A 16,827-nucleotide genomic window follows, 5' to 3' on the forward strand; every position below is an offset into this window, starting at 1 on the left:
ACCGGCCCGCAGCGCCGCAGGCGCCATGGCCGTTGTCGGACCCGCTCGTTAGGGTCGAGGGGTGTGCGACGGGTCTGTTCAGCGACAACGGCAGGATCAGCCGGCCGTCCCGGTGCTCCAGGAGCAGCGGGCCGCCGAGATCCTGGCTGCCGTCCCGGAGCGGGCCCACTGGCGCTACCGGCCGCGCCGCGTCGGCACGCTGTGGCGGAACCGGACCTTCCGAGTCGTCGCCGTCTTCACGCTGCTGGCGCTCTGCGGTGTCGTGATCCTCGCCCTCGTCCGCGACGAGACCGGAACCGAGGGCTTCCTCGTCGGTCTGGGCCTGGCCGTGCTGCCGGTCCCGGTGCTGATGACGGCCTTCCGCTGGCTGGACCGGGTCGACCCCGGCCCGTGGCGCAACCTGCTGTTCGCCTTCGCATGGGGCGCGTGCGCGGCCGCGCTGATCGCGATCCTCGCCAACTCCCTCGCCGCCCAGTGGATGGCCGACGCCGATCCGGGGAACGCGGACACCCTGGGCGCCACGGTCATAGCACCGGTCGTCGAGGAGAGCGCCAAGGCGGCGGCCGTCCTGCTGCTCTTTTTGTTCCGCAGGCGGGAGTTCACCGGGATCGTCGACGGCGTGGTGGCCGCCGGGTTCACGGCGACGGGCTTCGCCTTCACCGAGAACATCCTCTATCTGGGCAACGCCTTCGGCGAGGACCGGCAGATGGGCTCCGGCTTCGCGGCGGTGACCGTGATGACGTTCCTCGTCCGGGCCGTGATGACGCCGTTCGCCCACCCGCTCTTCACCGTCCTGACGGGCATCGGCCTCGGCATCGCCGCGAGCGCCGGGCCCGGCCGGCGGGCACGGCGCGTCGTGATGCCGCTGCTCGGCCTGGTCCTCGCGATGGGCCTGCACGCCCTGTGGAACGGCTCGCCGCACCTCGGGCGGTACGGGTTCTACGTCGTCTACGGGGGGTTCATGGTCCCCGTCTTCGGCCTGGTGACCTGGCTGGCGGTCCGGACCCGCCGGCAGGAGCTGCGTTCCCTGGCCGTCGAGCTCCCCGCGTACGCCGACGCCGGCTGGATCTCCCCCGCCGAACCCCACGTCCTCGCCTCGATGCGGGCCCGCGCCCTGGCCAGGACCGCGGCCCGCCGGCGGTACGAGGCGGCGGGCAACGCCTTCGGGTATCCGTACCACCCGGCGCACGCATCGGCCCCGGCCCACGCCCGACGGGTCAAGGAGGCCAAGGAGCAGGGCAGGGCGGCGGCGCGTACGGTCGCCGAGTACGAGGGGTTCGCGACGTCCCTCGCCTTCCTGCGCCGCCAGGCCCGCCGGGGCGCGGCGGACCCGGACTTCGCCGCGCGCGAGCTGGAGCTGCTGCACCACCTGTGGCAGCGCCGGGACATCGCGGCCCCGGCCCTGGCGTACGCGGCCCGCGCCACGCACCGCCGGCCCCCCGGCTTCCCGCCCCCTCTGCCGCACCACGGGTACGGCGCCCCTCGTCCCTACGCGGCGGCCCCGAACCCGTACGCCGCCCCGAACCCGTACAGCAGCCCGCCGCCGTACGCCCCACAGCCGTACGGCCAACAGCCCGCGCAGCCGCACACCGCGGCTCGGCCCTTCGCCCCGCCGCCGTACGGCCCACAGCCCCACACCGGCACCGGCTACGCTGGCCACCCCCCGGCCTGACCCACGGCCGGCGACGGGAGCCGGACCCTGCCGGGGCCGGGGCGGAAGCCGGAAAAGGCCTCCTAGGCCGACGCCTCGGTGAGCACCGACAGCTCCTGGTCCGTCAGGCGGAGGTCGGCGACCGCCAGCAGGGCGGGCAGCTGCTCGACGGTACGGGCGGAGGCGATCGGCGCGGCGACCGTCGGCCGGGACGCGAGCCAGGCCAGGGCCACGGTCGCGATCTCGGCGTCCCGTTCCCGCGCCACCGTGTCGAGCGCGGCGAGCACCCGCCGGCCGCGCTCGGACTCCAGGTGGCGGGCCGCGCTCCCGGCGCGGGCACTGTCCACGTCCGTACCCGGGCGGTACTTGCCGGTGAGGAAGCCGGCGGCCAGCGCGAAGTACGGCACGGCGGCGAGCCCGGCGTCGGCGGCGGTGTCCTGGAGCTCGCCCTCGTAGGTGTCGCGGGAGACGAGGTTGTAGTGCGGCTGGAGCGCCACATAGCGGGCCAGCCCCTCGCGTTCGGAGAACTCCAGCGAGGCGCGCAGCCGCTCCGGGCTGATGTTGGACGCGGCGATCTCCCGCACCTTGCCGTCCTTCACCAGCTGGTCGAGGGCGGTGATGATCTCCTCGACCGGGACGGTCTCGTCGTCGAAGTGCGTGTAGTAGAGGTCGATGTAGTCGGTGTTCAGCCGGCGCAGCGACTCCTCGGCGGCCGCCTTGATCGTGGGCGCCGACAGCCCCTTGTACCCGGGGAGGGCGCCGACCTTGGTGGCCACCACGACGTCGGACCGGTTGCCGCGCGCCGTGAGCCACTTGCCGATGACCGTCTCCGACTCGCCGCCCCCGTTGCCGGGAACCCAGTGCGAGTAGGCGTCGGCGGTGTCGACGAAGTTGCCTCCGGCACCCGTGTACGCGTCGAGCACGGCGAAGGACTGCTCGTCGCCGGCGGTCCAGCCGAAGACGTTTCCACCGAGGCAGAGCGGGAAGACCTGGAGGCCGGACGGGCCGAGGTTGCGCAGTGAAGTCATAGAGGGAACAACGCTTTCCGGCCACCCCGCTATTCCGTGCCCCATACATCCGGTCAGGTGCCCCCACGCAGACCGGCAGCCCTGACGTCGGGGGGTGTGCGTCAGGGCTGCCGGGGTTCGGAAGGCCGCGGACCGGGAACGGTGAAGGCCGTCCCGGGGTCGCGGGAACTACTGCGGAAGAGTCAGACGGTCAGACCGCGGGCATGCAGCCAGGCCATCGGGTCGATGCCGGTGCCGTCCGGGGTGTGGACCTCCAGGTGGAGGTGCGGGCCGGTCACGTTGCCGGTCGCGCCGACGCGGCCGATGGTGTCGCCGGTGGTGACCTTCTGGCCGATGCTGACGTCGATCGAGGACTGGTGGCAGAACCACAGCTCCGTGCCGTCCTCCAGCTCCAGGACCGTGCGGTAGCCGTAGGAACCGGAGTAGCCGGCCGACTTGATCGTACCGGTGTGGATGGCCTTGATCGGGGTGCCGGTCGGAGCCGCGAAGTCGAGGCCCGTGTGATAGCCGGAGGACCACATCGATCCGGCCTGGCCGAACGTCGAGGTGATCGTGTACGACGAGGTGGGAAGGGAGTAGCTGGCGGCGAGCTTGGCCAGGCGCAGCGCCTCGGCCTTCTTCTTCGCCTCCTCCTCCGCCTTCTTCTTCTCGGCGGCGGCCTTGGCCTCGGCGGCGTCCTGCTGCTTCTTCGCCTCGGCGGCGGCCTTCTCGGCGGCGGCCTTCTCCTCGGCCGCCTTGGCCTCGGCGTCGGCGGCGCCCTGCTGCTGCTCCGCCTGCTGGAGGATGCGGGCGCGCAGCGCCTCACCGGCGTCCGTGGTGCCCTGCTCGGCCTCGGTGGTGGTGATGCCGGCGGTGGTCAGCGGGGCGGCGGCGGTGGCGACGGCGGGCGTCTCGGCCTCGGCCTCGCCGGAGAACAGCGCACCCACGCCGGGAAGTGACGCGGCGTCGGGGAGATTGTCCGAGATGGAATCGGGAAGAGAGATGGAGACCGGCGGTTTGCTCTGCGCGGTGGCCATGCCTCCCGCGCCGACGGCCGCGATGACACCGACGCCGAGGACGGTGGAGCTACGGGCCAGACCATTGCGCTGCTTGGCGACTCGGTGCTTGCCGCGGACGGGGCGGACGGACTCCTCGGTGGGGTTCCATTCCTCCCAGGCCCGCTCGGCCTCGGCCTCATCGGCGCGGAAGCCGCTGCCGAACCCGGCGCCGGTGCCGAAGCCGTTGCCCCGATCGGTCGCGTAGTCGCTCCCCTGTTCCGGGATGTACGCGGTGCCGGGGCCGGTCGCGAAGTCGGCGCCGTACTCGGGCACGAACCGTGAAGGGGATTCGGGGGCAGGCTTGTTGGACGCCACGCGGGCGCACTCCTTTCCTTCCTTCTCGCCTACCGGGTTAGCTGACGGGTTCGGAGCAGGAAGGTCTCCTACGGGTTCCTCCGCCTCTCGTGAAGACAGAGATGCCCGATTCACCCCATGTAGGTGGTTCCCCGGTTCCCTTGCGGAATTCGGCGCTCGCGCACGGTGCCGCCACTGACGGCGGCTGGGACAACCGCGCTGCGTTATCGAACGTTAATAGACAGACGGCTCCGATTCCAAGCCGTTCCCACTGATCGTTCATGTCCTTGGCCTGGACTTTACGGGACACAAGTGGGTGGAATCGGGCGAGTTGAATAACACTCGGCCACTACCCGTTTTCTGACGTTGCGTCAAATGTTATGCGGAGCGACGTCCTTCAATCACTCAGAGTCGCGTCCCGCTTGACGATCTTCACGGTCCTGCGCCGGTCGGGCTGCCCCTTCGCCGGCCGCGCCACCGCGAGCAGCGCCATGTCGTCGGTCGACTCGCCCCCCGTATGCAGCCGCACGTCGTCGGTCAGCGCGGACAACAGCTCCTCGGGCCCGGGGAAGAGGCGCCCGCGCAACCGCTCCGCCGGGTCGTAGAAGACACCCTCGGCGTCGCGGGCCTCGGACAGGCCGTCCGTGTAGAACAGCAGCGTCCCGCCGGCCGGCAGCTCCCACTCGTCCGAGCGGTCCGGCCGCACCCCCAGGCCCATCCCCAGCGGCAGCGCGGCCTCCGAGGGCGTCAGGGCGTCCACCGCACCGTCCCTGTACAGCAGCAACGGGTCGGGATGGCCCCGGTTCACGGTCCGCACGAGCTGTCCGCCCGGCGGGATCTCCGCGAGCACGGCCGTGACGAACTCCTCGAAGGCGTCGAATCCGCCGCCGCGGGTCGACTCACGCGCCAGCGCGCGTTCCAGCCGCTGCGCCACGCCCTCCAGTGACTTCTCCTGCTCAGCCGCCTCCCGGAACGCACCGATCACCACCGCCACGGCGCCGACCGCCTGCAACCCCTTCCCGCGCACGTCCCCGAGCACCAGCCGCACGCCGTACGGGGTATCGGCCGCCGCGTACAGGTCACCCCCGACGAACTCGTCCGCCTGAGCCGCCTCGTACCGCGCGGCCACCTGCAGTCCGCCGATCCGCTCGGGAGGCGCGGGCAGCACGGCCCGCATGGCGGTCTCGGCGATCATCCGGGCCGACGCCAGCTGCTCGTTGCCGCGCCGCACGACCCGGTTGATCACACAGGCCTGGACGGCGACCGTGAGAACGGTGATCATCTCGATGAGCGAGACCACCTCGATCAGGTCCCCGGTGTAGAACCGGATCCCGGCGACGGCGAGCACCGCGGCGGTCCCGACCCGGATCGTGGTGGCCAGACCGAAGAAGGGTGCCGCGATCAACGGGGCCGCCGCGAACATCGGCACGGCCGTGAAGGACGGCGGCGTGAAGAGGTCGAAAACCACGCCGATGACGATCATCGCCACCGGCAGCACCCGGACGAACCGGCGGCTCCCCGCGCCACGCCACCGTCGCTCCCACTTCCCCACCTGCGGTCTCCTGCCCGGTGCAGCCACGGCCGCGGACGGTACCGCGCACCTCCCCCAGCCTCGCCGCCGTCCGGCCGGCCGGCGACTCCTCGGCCGCCGATGGGGCGAAGCACGTACGCCGACAACGCATCAGGCCCGGCACGCTGCCTGCGTGCCGGGCCTGATCCTTCAGTAGCGGGGACAGGATTTGAACCTGCGACCTCTGGGTTATGAGCCCAGCGAGCTACCGAGCTGCTCCACCCCGCGTCGGTGAACCCAACTCTACGGCATGTTCGGAGCACTCATGACCACCCGCCTCGCACACCCGTACGCACCCGCCGTCCCCCGAACGCCAAAGTGCCGAAAACGAGAAGGTATTGCGAGGAACATGTGTTCTGTCGCAAGGTATCTGCTGCACCCCCCGGCTCGGCGGGCTGCCCGTGTGAGCAGGCCTCCGACCGTGCGTGACGGCGCGCCCGGGGCCGCTCCCGGTCTCTGATCGCAGCCTGTCTGGAGGGCTCCCGACCATGACCGCACCGCTCGCCTCCGATCGCACCCCCGCCCCCTCGGCGACCCCGACGTCACCGGTACGCGCCGCCGCCACCGGCGGCCTCATCGGCGGCGTGATGGGCGCGGTGATGAGCGCGGCGGTGAACTACCTGGCGATCGGCCTCCCGGGCAGCGAGTCGGCCAACGCGGCCAACCACGCGATATCGGGCCTGATCAGCGGGTTCCTCGCCGGCTTCATCGGCATCATGGTGAACAGCAGGAAGGCGGCCGCGGCCACCGCCGGCGCCGTACCGGACTCCGGAGCAGGCACGGAGACGGCGCCCGGCGCAGACACCGACAAGGCCCCGGCCACTGCCTCCGGGCCGGAGAAGTAGCCGCCGCACCCCACCCCGCCCCTTGCCTCTCGACGGGCGCGCGCACCCATATGGCGATATGACTGATTTCTGACTCAGCCATATCGACGGCGCCGGGAGTGGACGATGGACGACTATCCCCTGCTCAACCTGTTCTGGACGATGCTCTGGTTCTTCCTCTGGATCATGTGGCTCTTCCTGCTTTTCCGGGTCATCATGGACATCTTCCGCAGCCACGACCTCAGCGGCTGGGCCAAGGCCGGCTGGCTGATCCTGGCGCTGGTCCTGCCCTACCTGGGTGTGCTGATCTACGTGATCGCCCGCGGCAAGTCCATGGGCAAGCGCGACGCCCAGGAGGCGAAGGAGCGCGACGCCGCCTTCAAGGCGTACATCAGGGACGCGGCGGGCACAGAAGGCGGCAACGGTCCCCAGGGCAGTCACGTCGACGACCTCTCACGGCTCGCCGATCTCAAGGACCGGGGCGCGATCACGGAGGACGAGTACCAGCGCGCGAAGTCGAAGCTCCTGGTCTGACGCCGGAAGCGGGCGAGTACCTTATTGCATTGGGATCGCAATAGCGATCCCAATGCGAGAAGGGGAGTGTGTGCGGACTCCGGTGGTGCTGGGCATCGAGTCGTCGTGCGACGAGACGGGTGCGGGGATCGTCTCGGGCGGCCGGCTGCTCGCGCACGTCGTGGCGTCGAGCATGGACGAGCACGCCCGCTTCGGCGGAGTGGTGCCGGAGATCGCCGCCCGCGCGCACCTCCAGGCGTTCACCCCCGTCGTCCAGGAGGCCCTGGCACAGGCGGGGCTCGGGCTGCGGGACCTCGACGCCGTCGCGGTGACCACCGGCCCCGGTCTGTCCGGCGCCCTCCAGGTCGGTCTGGCCGGGGCGAAGTCCCTGGCCTACGCGGCGGAGGTGCCGCTCTACGGAGTGCACCACCTGGCCGGGCACGTGGCCGCCGACACCCTGGAACACGGCCCGCTGCCCGACCCGTGCATGGTCCTCATCGTCTCCGGCGGCCACACCTCGCTGCTGCTCGTACGCGACCTGGTGCGCGATCCGATCCTGCACCTGGGCGACACCGTGGACGACGCGGCGGGCGAGTGCTTCGACAAGGTCGCCCGCGTCTTCGGCCTCCCCTACCCGGGCGGACCGGCCATCGACCGCGCCGCCCGCGACGGCAATCCCTGCGCCGTCGCCTTCCCCCGGCCGCTGCTGGGCTCGAAGGACGACCCGTACGCCTTCTCCTTCTCCGGCCTGAAGACCGCCGCCGCCCGCTGGGCCGAGCAGCACCGCCTGCGCGGCGAGAACATCCCACTGGCCGACGGCGCCGCCTCGCTCCAGGAGGCCGTCGCGGACGTCCTGACGCGCAAGGCACTGGCCGCCTGCCGCCAGTACGACGTCCACACCCTCGTCGTGGTCGGCGGCGTCGCGGCGAACTCCCGGGTCAGGGCCCTGGCCGAGGAGCGCTGCGCCGCTGCGGGAGTCGAGCTGCGCGTACCGCCGCTGACCCTGTGCACCGACAACGGGGCGATGATCGCCGCCGTCGGCGACCTCCTCGTACGGGCGGGCGCCGACCCGGCACAGCTGAACGTCTCCATCGACCCGTCGGCTCCCCTGGAGTACGCCTCCCTCAACCCGGTCGCGGCCCGCTGATCACCTCTGCTGCGATGATGAGGTCATGTCGGCTGGTGGGTCCAAGGAGTCCGCGTCCTCGGGCGGTTACGCGAAGGGGCGTGCGCGCCGGGAGCAGATCGTGGCGACGGCGGCCGAGGCCTACGGGGACGTGGGGTACCACGGTGCCTCGCTGCGGGAGATCGCGAAGCGGGCCGGGATCAGCCATGTCGGCCTGATGTACTACTTCCCCAGCCGTGAGGCGCTGCTGGCGGCGGTGCTGGAGCGGCGGGACGAGGAGGAGGCCGCGCGGACCGCGCCGCTGGTGTCCTCGCCCCGGGACGCGATGCGCCATCTGCTGGATCTGGCCGGCCGCAACGCCGGTCACGCGGGGATGGTCGAGTTGTACGTACGGCTGGCGGCCGAGGCGACCCCCGCGGACCATCCGGCGCACGGGTACTTCGAGCGGCATTACGAGATGGTCCGCTCCTATGCGCACCGCGCGTTGGAGGAGCTGGCCGCGCAGGGGGCGCTGCGGGACGGGGTCGACGCCCGGACCGCGGCCGTGGGCCTCGTGGCGCTGATGGACGGGTTGCAGGTGCAGTGGCTGACGAGTCCGGACGAGGTGGACATGGCCGGGGTCCTGCGGGCGTTCGTGCAGCAGCTTCTCAGGGAACCCTTGGCGTAGCGCCGCTCAGCCGTCGCAGAAGAACCAGCGCCACGGCGGCGGTGGCCAGTTCGCCGGCGGCCAGTCCTGCCCAGACGCCACCGGTGCCCAGCCGGCCGAGGACCACGATCAGCGGCACCTTGACCAGGAGCAGGCTGCCGATGGACATCAGGTAGGCGGGCGCCGGCCGGCCCAGGGACTGGGAGTAGGCCGCCACCAGGGGGCCGATCCCGGCGACGGTCAGGCCGAGGGCGATGACCCGCAGCGCCCGGCCGGCGGTGGTGACGGCGGCCGGGTCGTTGAGGAACAGTCCGGCGAGCGGCTCGGCCAGCAGGGCGAGGACCGCCGCGGTGAGCAGTCCGTAGAGCAGGGAGGCGAGCAGCGCGAGGTTGCGTGCGCGCAGGGCGCGGTCGGCAAGGCCGCGGCCGCTGTTGTAGCCGACGATGGGCTGCAGGCCCTGGCCGATGCCGGTGTGGGGCATCATCACGAAGGTCTGGAGCCGGGCGCAGACGGCGTACGCGGCCAGCGCCACGGCCGACCCGGTGGCGGCAGCGTGGCGTTGACGAGGACGGCCAGGAGCGTGACACCCGTTCCGGCCAGGAACGAGGGCAGGCCGATGCCCAGCAGCGCCCGCAGGGTCGGGCCGTGGGGCAGCAGGTCGCGCGGGGCGACGCGGTAGGGGCGGTGGCGCCGTCCGAAGAAGAACCACAGGCTCATCGCCGCGGAGACGGCCTGACCGCCGACGGTGCCCAGGGCGGCACCGCGTACCCCCATGCCGAGCCCGAAGATCAGGAGCGGGTCGAGCGTGATCTGGACGGCGACGGGGACGAGCCACAGGAGGGTCGAGTAGCCCATCCTCCCCTCGGCGCGCACCAGGCTGGAGAACCCGGTGGAGACGAGCGCTCCGCACAGCAGCACGACGGCATAGGGACGTGCGCTCTCCCGCAGTTCGCCGTGGGCGCCGAACAGGGCGAGGAGCGGGTCCAGGAAGGTCAGGCCGAGCACGGTGGTGGCGGCGGCGCAGGACCAGAACAGGGTGAAGGAGTTGCCGGCGGCGCGGGCGGCGGCCCGCCGGTCCCCCGCGCCCAGGCACGGGAGATCAGGGAGGCGCCGCCCGCGCCCACGGTGGTGGACACCGCGCCGAGCAGCAGCAGGAGCGGGGCGGCCAGGTTGACCGCGGCCATCGCGGTGTCGCCCACGCCGTGCCCGACGAACCACGCGTTGGTCAGGGCGTAGACGCCGTAGACGCCGACGGCGGCCGTGGTCTGCGTACAGGCCCGCCACAGCAGCCGGCCCACCGGCTCGGTGCCGAGCCGGGTGGTGTGGTCGGCGGGTGCGGGAGCGGTGGGCCGGGAGGTCACCGGCGGGTGCGGCCGAGCAGCGCCATCGCCTCGTCGAGGAGGGGCCGGGCGAAGTCGTACTGCTCGGTGTCCGTGTGGCCCCGGTACACGGTCTCGATGACCATCACCAGCATCAGGTGGAGGCAGTACAGGCGGCGTCGCACCTGCTGGGTCCCGGTCAGCTCCGGGTGGCCGTAACCGCGCATGAAGGGCGTCGGGTCGCCGAATGCGGACAGCTGGGTCCCGGTGAAGCCCGCCTCGATCAACGGGTCGCCGTAGAAGGCGCGTTCGTGGTCGATGACGCAGGCGATGCGGCCGTCGCGGACCATGACGTTGCCGGACCACAGGTCCCACTCGACCAGACGGGGTTCGGTCACCTCGTCGAGGCTGCCGGCGTGCTCGGCGACCACCGCGCGCACGGTGTCGTAGTCCCAGCCGATGTCGACCCCGCGGCGTTCGCCGTCGAGCAGGACGTCCTCGACGATGCCGGTGAACACCCGCCGCCAGCTCGCGTCGTGGGGTCCGGCGAGCGGGCCGAAGCCGTCACCGCAAACGGAGTTGATCTCGCGGTTGGCCGCGCCGAGCTGTTCCATGCAGGCGTCGCGCTCGGCGGCGGGAAGCCCCTCGGAGACGATCCCGAGGTTGTCGGCGTCGATGTACGGCATGAAGAAGTAGTCCGCGTCGCACAGCTCGTGGCTCCGGTCGGCGAAGTGCACGTCCGGGACCGGCACCGAGGTACGGGTGCGTATGAGATCCAGCGTGTTCAGCTCGATCGACATGGCACCGCGCTCGTAGGTCATCACCTCCACATACGGCGGCGGGGCGATCTTCAGCACCACGTCGGCTCCGTCGCGGAGCCGGATGCGATAGGCGACGTTGAACCAGCCGTGCCCCAGCTCACTCGCCCATCCGTCCCCGGCGGGGACCTGCCCCGGCCCGTAGGCACGCTCGATCATGGCGCGCAGTACGTCGGGGGGCTGCCGGTTCTTGGTGATGCTCTCCATGCCCTGCCCTTCGCTGGTGGCGTGCTCACGGGCGCCGCCGGCAGGTGCGAGACCCCCGTGCCGGGCAGGCGGCCGGCCCGGCCGGGTACACCCGGGACGAATACTTACCACGTGGTCGATATTCTTGGCCATAGCGATGTGCGCCCGCCAACGACAGAGCGCCCCGCCCGGAAGAAACCGGACGGGGCGCTCCTCTGCGGGCGGAGGGTCACCGCTCCCCCGCTGTCGGTAGGCCGTGTGGGACTCGAACCCACAACCAACGGATTAAAAGTCCGCTGCTCTGACCAATTGAGCTAACGGCCCTCGGCAGATCACCCCCGAGCATAGCCCGCCCCGGCCGCGCAGCCGATCGGGTATCGGCCGCGCGGCCCCGTCACCGGGGTGGGGCGGGCTCAGGGGCTCATGGCCCAGGACTCAGAAGATGCCCTTGTACGTCTGCCAGCCGGTGGCGATCTGCGTACGGGCGCCGAACGAGCCCTTGCCGTTGCCGTTGTTCCGGAACAGCTTGCCCGCCGAGTCGCGGACGACGATGTCGTTCCGGCCGTCACCGTTCAGGTCGCCGACGCCGACCATGGTGTTGTACGAGCGGCCCCAGTCGGTGAACACCTTCACGCGGGCGGCGAAGCGGCCGTTGCCCAGGCCGTCGTAGCGCCACAGGCCGCCGTTGCGGTCGTGGCCGAGCAGGTCGGGGATGCCGTCGCCGGTGATGTCTCCGGCGCCGGTGAGCTGGGCGTACGTCCGCCAGTCGGTGTTGATCCGGAGCTTCGGGGCGAACTTCCCGCCCGCGACGCGCGCGTAGAAGTAGATGTCGCCGGTGGACTTCTGACGGGCCACGAGGTCCGCACGGCCGTCGCCGTTCAGGTCGCCGGGCGACGTCAGTACGTCGTACTGCTGCCAGCCGCCGCCGATCACGGTGTGCGTGCTGCCCGGTGTGTAACCGGAACGGCCGCAGCGGCCCGTGTACTGCCGCAGCTCACCGTTCGGCATCCGGACCAGGAGCTCGGCGCAGCGGTCGCTGCCGGTGTCCGCGAAGGGCACGGCCACCGTGCCGGCCGGCCAGCCGGAACCGGACTTCTTGCCGTCGAAGACCCCGCCGGGCCCGCCGAACTGAATGGTCAGCCCGCCCGAGGAGTTGAGGGTGACCAGGTCTCCGTTGCTGTAGGCGCCCTGGTCGTGGAAGCCCGGCTCGCCGCCGCCGACCGAGATGCTGCCGGTGGCGGTGTACTTCCCCGTACCGTCCTCGGGCGTCGCCGTCAGCGTCCAGGTGTGCCGGCCGTTGCCCGTGTATCCGCCCGCGTCCGTCCGGCCGTCCCAGTTGACGTCCGCCTCGGTTCCGTCACCGCCCTTGAGGGTGCGCACCGTACGGCCCGTCCAGTCCTTGACGGTGTACGTCCAGGAGACGGGCTTGTTGAACTGCCAGGTGCTGTTCCACGCCGGGAGCCCGTTCACCCCCTTGATGTCCATGTACGGATCGCCGACATCGGAGGCGATCTTCGCGAGGGGCTGCGCGGGCACCCCGCTGGGCACGATGTGGATGTTCTGCGCGGCGTCGAGATACGCGATGTCGCCACCGAACCTGTCCACCGCCCAGGTCAGCCGCCGCTGGTCGGCGGTCTTCCCCGCGGGGAGCGCCGCAATCACGCGCGGAGCGGCGGCCTTGCCCGTGTGGAAGTCGGTGAGCAGCAGCTCTCCCGCGCTCCGGTCGTGCCGGACGAGGTAGCCGTCGCCGACGAGGGCGGGCCCGGACGGCACGGTGAACGACTTCTTCGCCGTACGGTCGTACACACCCGCGGCACCGGTCGTCCCGCAGTTCCAGTAGACCCAGCGGCCGACCGCGCGCACCTCCTTGATCACACAGGGAGCGCCGGTGGCCGCGTTCTCCACGACCTTCTTCGTCTCCAGGTCGGTCGCGGTGAGCGCCCCGGTGGCGGTGGTCGCCGCCCAGAGCGTCGTCCCCCAGACGGAGGCCGCGCCCGGGGTGCGGACGATGGGCGTGGCGGTCGAGGTGTAGCCCGGGTACATGCCCGCCTGCTGCTTGGCGGGAGAACCCCCGTTGACGACGTAGGCCCGTCCGGTCGTGTCCACGATCCGCGCGGTACCGGTCGGAACGTGGGCCCCGGTCCCGTGGTACGAGTTGCCGGGCGCGCGGAACTGCACGCCCTCGGTCCCGGCGTCGTCGCCGTCGACGAACACCACGCCGACGTCGCCGTGGCCCGAGGCCATGAGGTCGACGCAGCCGCCGTTGTCACAGGGCACCGTCCTGAGGTGCGCGCCGTTGGCGTAGGTCCCGGCGAAGGCACGGCTCTCGCGCGCCCCCACGCTCACGGCGTCGGCGGACACCCGGCGGTCGAACACCATGCGGTCGCCGGAAGCGCTCTGCTCCGCCGTCACCAGCAGCCCGCCGGCGAAGTCGAGGCCGTACACCCCGGTCGTCGCCACGGTGGCCGGGACGGGATCGGCGGCGCTCGCCGGTACGGCGGCCGTGGCGAGGACGGTCGCCCCGGCCACGGCGCCGACGAGGGCGGCGCGGCCGCGTATGAACACGGTCAAGAGAAGTTCCTTCCCGGGAAGCCCGGATGACGAGTGAGTGATCAGAAGAGGTGCGTGTACATCTGCCAGCCGCCGCCGACCGCGGTACGCGCCGCCAGCGCGCCCTTGCCGTCGCCGCGGTAGCTCCAGAGCACGCCGGACTTGTCGCGGGCCAGCAGGTCCGCGCGGCCGTCGCCGTTCAGGTCGCCGGAGCCGGCCATCGTGTCGTACATGGTCCAGCCGTGGCCGACCTCGCTGCGGGTGCCGAACGTGCCCTTGCCGGTGGCCGGGTAGCGCCAGACCTTGCCCGAGCGGTCGCGGGCCAGCAGGTCGCCCCTGCCGTCGCCGTCCATGTCGCCCATGCCGGCCAGGAGGTACCCCTGCCAGCCGTAGCCGATCTTCACCCGGGGCTCGAAGAGGCCGTTGCCCTTGCCGCGGTAGAAGTACAGGTCGCCCGCCGGGGTCCGGCCGAGCAGATCGGCGCGCCCGTCGCCCGACATGTCGCCGGGCGAGGTCAGGGCGTCGAACATGTTCCAGCCGGTGCCGATCTTCGTGTACGGCGTGGTGGGCTTGAGCGCGGCCCCGCAGCCCGGCTTGTACGCGCGCAGCTCGCCCGCCTTCGTACGGACCAGCACGTCGTTGCACCGGTCGCCGCTGATGTCTTCGAACGGCACGGCGGCGGTCACGGTGTTGCCGCCCGTCCAGCCGGTGCCCGACACCTTGTCCTCGACCCGCCCGGCCCCGGTCCCCGTACCGGCCCGCCAGTCGGCCTTCCCGGCCGAGGTGAACGCGAGCAGGTCACCGAACCCGTCGCTCTTGACGAAGTCCCGCGCCACGGCGGCCCCGCCGGTGAGTTCGAGCGCGCCGGACGTGGTCAGCGCCGCGCCCACGCCGTCGGCGGGGGTGGCCGTGAGCGTCCAGGTGTAGGAGCCGTTGGGGGCATACGCGCCGGAGGCGGTCTTCCCGTCCCAGGCGGCCGTCACCTGGCCGCGCGCCTCGCCGCCGGTGAGCGTGCGCACCGTGGCCCCGGAGGCCGTGTTCCTCAGCGTCAGCTTCCAGGACGCGGCGGGCTTGGACAGCCACCAGGAGCCCTTCCAGCCGGCCGGCGCGGTGAGGGTGCCGGGGGTGTGCGCGGTCACCGCGGAGAGCGGGGAGGCGGGCTCACCGCTCTGGGTGACGTGCATCATCCCCTCCGTGTCGACGTAGGCGATGCCACCGCCGAACCGGTCGACCGAGTACGCCGCACGACGATTGTTCGAACCGCTGCCCACCCGCACACCCAGGTACCGTGTGGCCACCGTTCCGCTCTGGAACGTGGTCAGCCGCAGTTCGGCGGCGGCGTACTGGTGCTGCACGAAGAAGCCGTCACCGAGCAGACCGCTGCCGCCGTATCCGGGCAGGTCGATCTTGACGCCGGTCCGCAGGTTGACCGCACCGTGCCGTGTGTACTGCTCACAGGCCCAGTAGAGCCAGTCCCCCGCCGTCTGCAGTTCGGCGAGTTCGCAGGGCGCACCGGTCTCCACGGTGCCCGTCTGCTTCAGCGTCGTCAGGTCGGTCCTGGTCACCAGCCCGTTCGTGCCGGTGCCGGTGAACAGCGTTTCGCCCCACACCGACGCAGCCGTCTGCGGCCGCTCCAGCACGACGGAGGAACCCGCGGCCGCGTCGAGGTCCACCACGATCGTCTTGTCGTCCGGGACGAGCATGCCCTCGACCGTCGGTCGCCCGCCCTGGTAGACCGCGTAACGCCCGAACGAGTCGGTGAGCCGCCCGTCGAAGTTGCCGGTCAGCGCCCTGGCCGCCTCCGTGGGGGACCGCCGCCCGACGATTTCGACCTGGGGGTTCTTCTGGTAGTTGCGGACCTGGTAGACGCTCCGGCCGTCCCCGCTGTTGTACAGCTGGGTGCACAGGCTCTGCCCGCAGACGGTGTAGTCGTAGTCCCGCCCGGTCTCCCTGCCGGCCCAGGACGGGGCGCCGGCTGCGGGCTCGCCCGGCGCGAGGCCGAGCGACCGGTTGTAGAAGCCCGCCCCCTGCGGGCCGTCGAGCTCGACGGTGGACAGCACGCCTCCGCTGAGCGCGAGCGCCTGCACCGTGGCCGGGACCGGGGCCACCCGGTACAGGTCCTTGGTGACGGGCACACCGTCGGCTCCGGCGGAGATCTCCTTCAGCTGCCAGTCGGTGGCCGAAGTACCGCCCACCACCGCGACTTTGTCCCCGGGCATCGACACGAGCCCCCGGCCGGACTTGTCCAGCAGGGAGACCCGCCGCTTCCCGTCCACGGACAGCGCCACCAGCCCCCGCTGGAGGTCGCCGTCCGTGCCGGTCACGTCCTCGGGCGCGAGGACCCAGCCGTCGAGCAGTCCGATACGGGAGCCGTCGAGGCCCTCCGGGAGCGCGAGGATCTGCTCCGGAGCATCGAGCGCCGCCCGGTCCAGGACATGCACCCGCCGTTCCCGGTCGGTCCAGGCGAGCGACCCCGGCGACAGAGCGGCGGAACGGAAGGAGTCGACGGCCGGCACGCGCATCGCGCCCGTGGCCAGGTCGAGCAGCCCGAGCCGGTCGTTGTCCCCCCGCTCCGGGCTGCTCGGGAAGGCCAGCACCAGCGCGTCCGCGTCCCCGGCGAGCACCTTGACGTGCCCCGGTGCCACGCCGGACGGCCAGCCGGTGACGGGCACACGAGCGGACTGGTCACCGTCGGCGGGCAGGAGGTACCAGCCCTGGGTGACGAGGTTGTCGTCGCTGTCACGGCTCTGGGCCCGCACGAGGACCGAGTTCCCCGCCAGCGCCTCGAACGAGTCGTCCTGGGGCAGGGTCAGCTCGGTCGCCGCCCCGGTCACGCCGTTGCGGAGAACGATGTCGTAGCCCTGGTGGTCCACCACCAGGTCGGACTCGACTCCGAAGTACCCGAAGGAGTCGTTGGTGTCCCCGTATCCGAGCGGGAGGCTCTTGCCCGAGCCGAACGGCGTCCACTCGTAGGTGTCCCCGAAAGCCGGCTCCGCGTCCTCCGGGGCGTGGGCGAAGCCCGACGGGCCGACCGCGGTCAGCACCTCGCCCCTCGGCGCGGTCCGCCAGTTGGGCGTGATGTCGAGCGGTGCCGGCGTGGACCGCACGGCCGCCCCGGCGGGCTTGTCCTGTCCGCCCGGCGATGCCTCGGCCATCGTTCCGGAAGCCACGGCGACCCCCCAGGCCGCTACCACGGCCACCGCACCGCGCACATATGTGTGACGTCTCAAACCGGGTCCCTCCTGGGCACCTCAGAGAAGGCATG

General features: G+C 71.9%; 14 protein-coding genes, 2 tRNA genes and 1 riboswitch. Of the genes, 5 read left to right on the plus strand and 11 right to left on the minus strand.

Going from position 1 to position 16,827, the window contains the following annotated elements; genetic code table 11:
• Positions 1-61 precede the first annotated feature (61 nt).
• Positions 62-1,672, plus strand: a complete 1,611-nt coding sequence (locus EAO73_RS32485; protein WP_224756538.1) for a PrsW family intramembrane metalloprotease — start codon at positions 62-64, stop codon at positions 1,670-1,672.
• A gap of 62 nt (positions 1,673-1,734) precedes the next feature.
• On the opposite strand, the gene EAO73_RS32490 is transcribed toward EAO73_RS32485, so the two are convergent.
• From EAO73_RS32490 to EAO73_RS32505, 4 genes are all read right to left on the minus strand, one after another.
• Positions 1,735-2,679, minus strand: coding sequence for an aldo/keto reductase (locus EAO73_RS32490; RefSeq protein ID WP_147975065.1), 945 nt, complete (start codon positions 2,677-2,679; stop codon positions 1,735-1,737).
• A 182-nt stretch (positions 2,680-2,861) separates the two neighbouring features.
• Positions 2,862-4,031: a M23 family metallopeptidase gene (locus EAO73_RS32495; protein WP_147975066.1), complete on the minus strand. Its 1,170-nt coding sequence runs from the start codon at positions 4,029-4,031 to the stop codon at positions 2,862-2,864.
• Positions 4,032-4,042: 11 nt separating this feature from the next.
• Positions 4,043-4,196, minus strand: a riboswitch (cyclic di-AMP (ydaO/yuaA leader).
• A gap of 211 nt (positions 4,197-4,407) precedes the next feature.
• Entirely contained in the window at positions 4,408-5,562 is a 1,155-nt protein-coding gene (locus tag EAO73_RS32500; protein WP_412075726.1) for a PP2C family protein-serine/threonine phosphatase, read from the minus strand.
• Between the two features lie 172 nt (positions 5,563-5,734).
• Positions 5,735-5,808 (minus strand) — tRNA-Met (locus EAO73_RS32505).
• Between the two features lie 260 nt (positions 5,809-6,068).
• Here EAO73_RS32505 and EAO73_RS32510 point away from each other — a divergent pair.
• From EAO73_RS32510 to EAO73_RS32525, 4 genes are all read left to right on the plus strand, one after another.
• Positions 6,069-6,425 (plus strand): hypothetical protein, encoded by a 357-nt coding sequence (locus EAO73_RS32510; RefSeq protein ID WP_147975067.1) that lies wholly within the window; start codon positions 6,069-6,071, stop codon positions 6,423-6,425.
• A gap of 105 nt (positions 6,426-6,530) precedes the next feature.
• The gene (locus tag EAO73_RS32515) at positions 6,531-6,938 is read left to right on the plus strand and encodes an SHOCT domain-containing protein (protein ID WP_147975068.1); all 408 of its coding nucleotides are present in this window, start codon (positions 6,531-6,533) and stop codon (positions 6,936-6,938) included.
• A gap of 82 nt (positions 6,939-7,020) precedes the next feature.
• Complete coding sequence (tsaD, locus tag EAO73_RS32520) at positions 7,021-8,064, plus strand: tRNA (adenosine(37)-N6)-threonylcarbamoyltransferase complex transferase subunit TsaD (protein WP_191134330.1); 1,044 nt, start codon at positions 7,021-7,023, stop codon at positions 8,062-8,064.
• A 25-nt stretch (positions 8,065-8,089) separates the two neighbouring features.
• Positions 8,090-8,710, plus strand: a complete 621-nt coding sequence (locus EAO73_RS32525; protein ID WP_147975070.1) for a TetR/AcrR family transcriptional regulator — start codon at positions 8,090-8,092, stop codon at positions 8,708-8,710.
• On the opposite strand, the gene EAO73_RS36955 is transcribed toward EAO73_RS32525, so the two are convergent.
• The 7 genes from EAO73_RS36955 to EAO73_RS32550 form a co-directional block, all read right to left on the minus strand.
• Complete coding sequence (locus EAO73_RS36955) at positions 8,691-9,221, minus strand: MATE family efflux transporter (RefSeq protein WP_224756539.1); 531 nt, start codon at positions 9,219-9,221, stop codon at positions 8,691-8,693. The two genes, EAO73_RS32525 and EAO73_RS36955, sit on opposite strands and share 20 nt — an antisense overlap.
• On the minus strand, positions 9,173-9,778 hold the full coding sequence (locus tag EAO73_RS36960; protein WP_224756567.1) for an MATE family efflux transporter: 606 nt from the start codon (positions 9,776-9,778) through the stop codon (positions 9,173-9,175). Before EAO73_RS36960 ends, EAO73_RS36955 begins: the two co-directional genes overlap by 49 nt.
• Complete coding sequence (locus EAO73_RS36965; RefSeq protein WP_224756574.1) at positions 9,682-10,050, minus strand: hypothetical protein; 369 nt, start codon at positions 10,048-10,050, stop codon at positions 9,682-9,684. The genes EAO73_RS36960 and EAO73_RS36965 overlap by 97 nt, the downstream gene beginning before the upstream one ends.
• The gene (locus EAO73_RS32535) at positions 10,047-11,033 is read right to left on the minus strand and encodes a phosphotransferase family protein (RefSeq protein WP_147975071.1); all 987 of its coding nucleotides are present in this window, start codon (positions 11,031-11,033) and stop codon (positions 10,047-10,049) included. The genes EAO73_RS36965 and EAO73_RS32535 overlap by 4 nt, the downstream gene beginning before the upstream one ends.
• Positions 11,034-11,262: 229 nt before the next feature.
• Positions 11,263-11,336 (minus strand) — tRNA-Lys (locus EAO73_RS32540).
• Between the two features lie 111 nt (positions 11,337-11,447).
• On the minus strand, positions 11,448-13,577 hold the full coding sequence (locus tag EAO73_RS32545; protein ID WP_224756568.1) for an FG-GAP-like repeat-containing protein: 2,130 nt from the start codon (positions 13,575-13,577) through the stop codon (positions 11,448-11,450).
• A 47-nt stretch (positions 13,578-13,624) separates the two neighbouring features.
• On the minus strand, positions 13,625-16,732 hold the full coding sequence (locus EAO73_RS32550; protein ID WP_147975073.1) for an FG-GAP-like repeat-containing protein: 3,108 nt from the start codon (positions 16,730-16,732) through the stop codon (positions 13,625-13,627).
• Positions 16,733-16,827 lie beyond the last annotated feature (95 nt).

Origin of the sequence: Streptomyces sp. col6, from assembly GCF_008042035.1 — a bacterium.
Classification (GTDB): domain Bacteria; phylum Actinomycetota; class Actinomycetes; order Streptomycetales; family Streptomycetaceae; genus Streptomyces.

What these genes read in the sequence shown, in the direction of transcription:
- EAO73_RS32525 (WP_147975070.1), top strand. Translation starts at nt 8,090, where the DNA reads ATGTCGGCTGGTGGGTCCAAGGAGTCCGCGTCCTCGGGCGGTTACGCG.
- EAO73_RS32490 (WP_147975065.1), bottom strand. Translation starts at nt 2,679, where the DNA reads ATGACTTCACTGCGCAACCTCGGCCCGTCCGGCCTCCAGGTCTTCCCG.
- EAO73_RS32510 (WP_147975067.1), top strand. Translation starts at nt 6,069, where the DNA reads ATGACCGCACCGCTCGCCTCCGATCGCACCCCCGCCCCCTCGGCGACC.
- EAO73_RS32515 (WP_147975068.1), top strand. Translation starts at nt 6,531, where the DNA reads ATGGACGACTATCCCCTGCTCAACCTGTTCTGGACGATGCTCTGGTTC.
- EAO73_RS32535 (WP_147975071.1), bottom strand. Translation starts at nt 11,033, where the DNA reads ATGGAGAGCATCACCAAGAACCGGCAGCCCCCCGACGTACTGCGCGCC.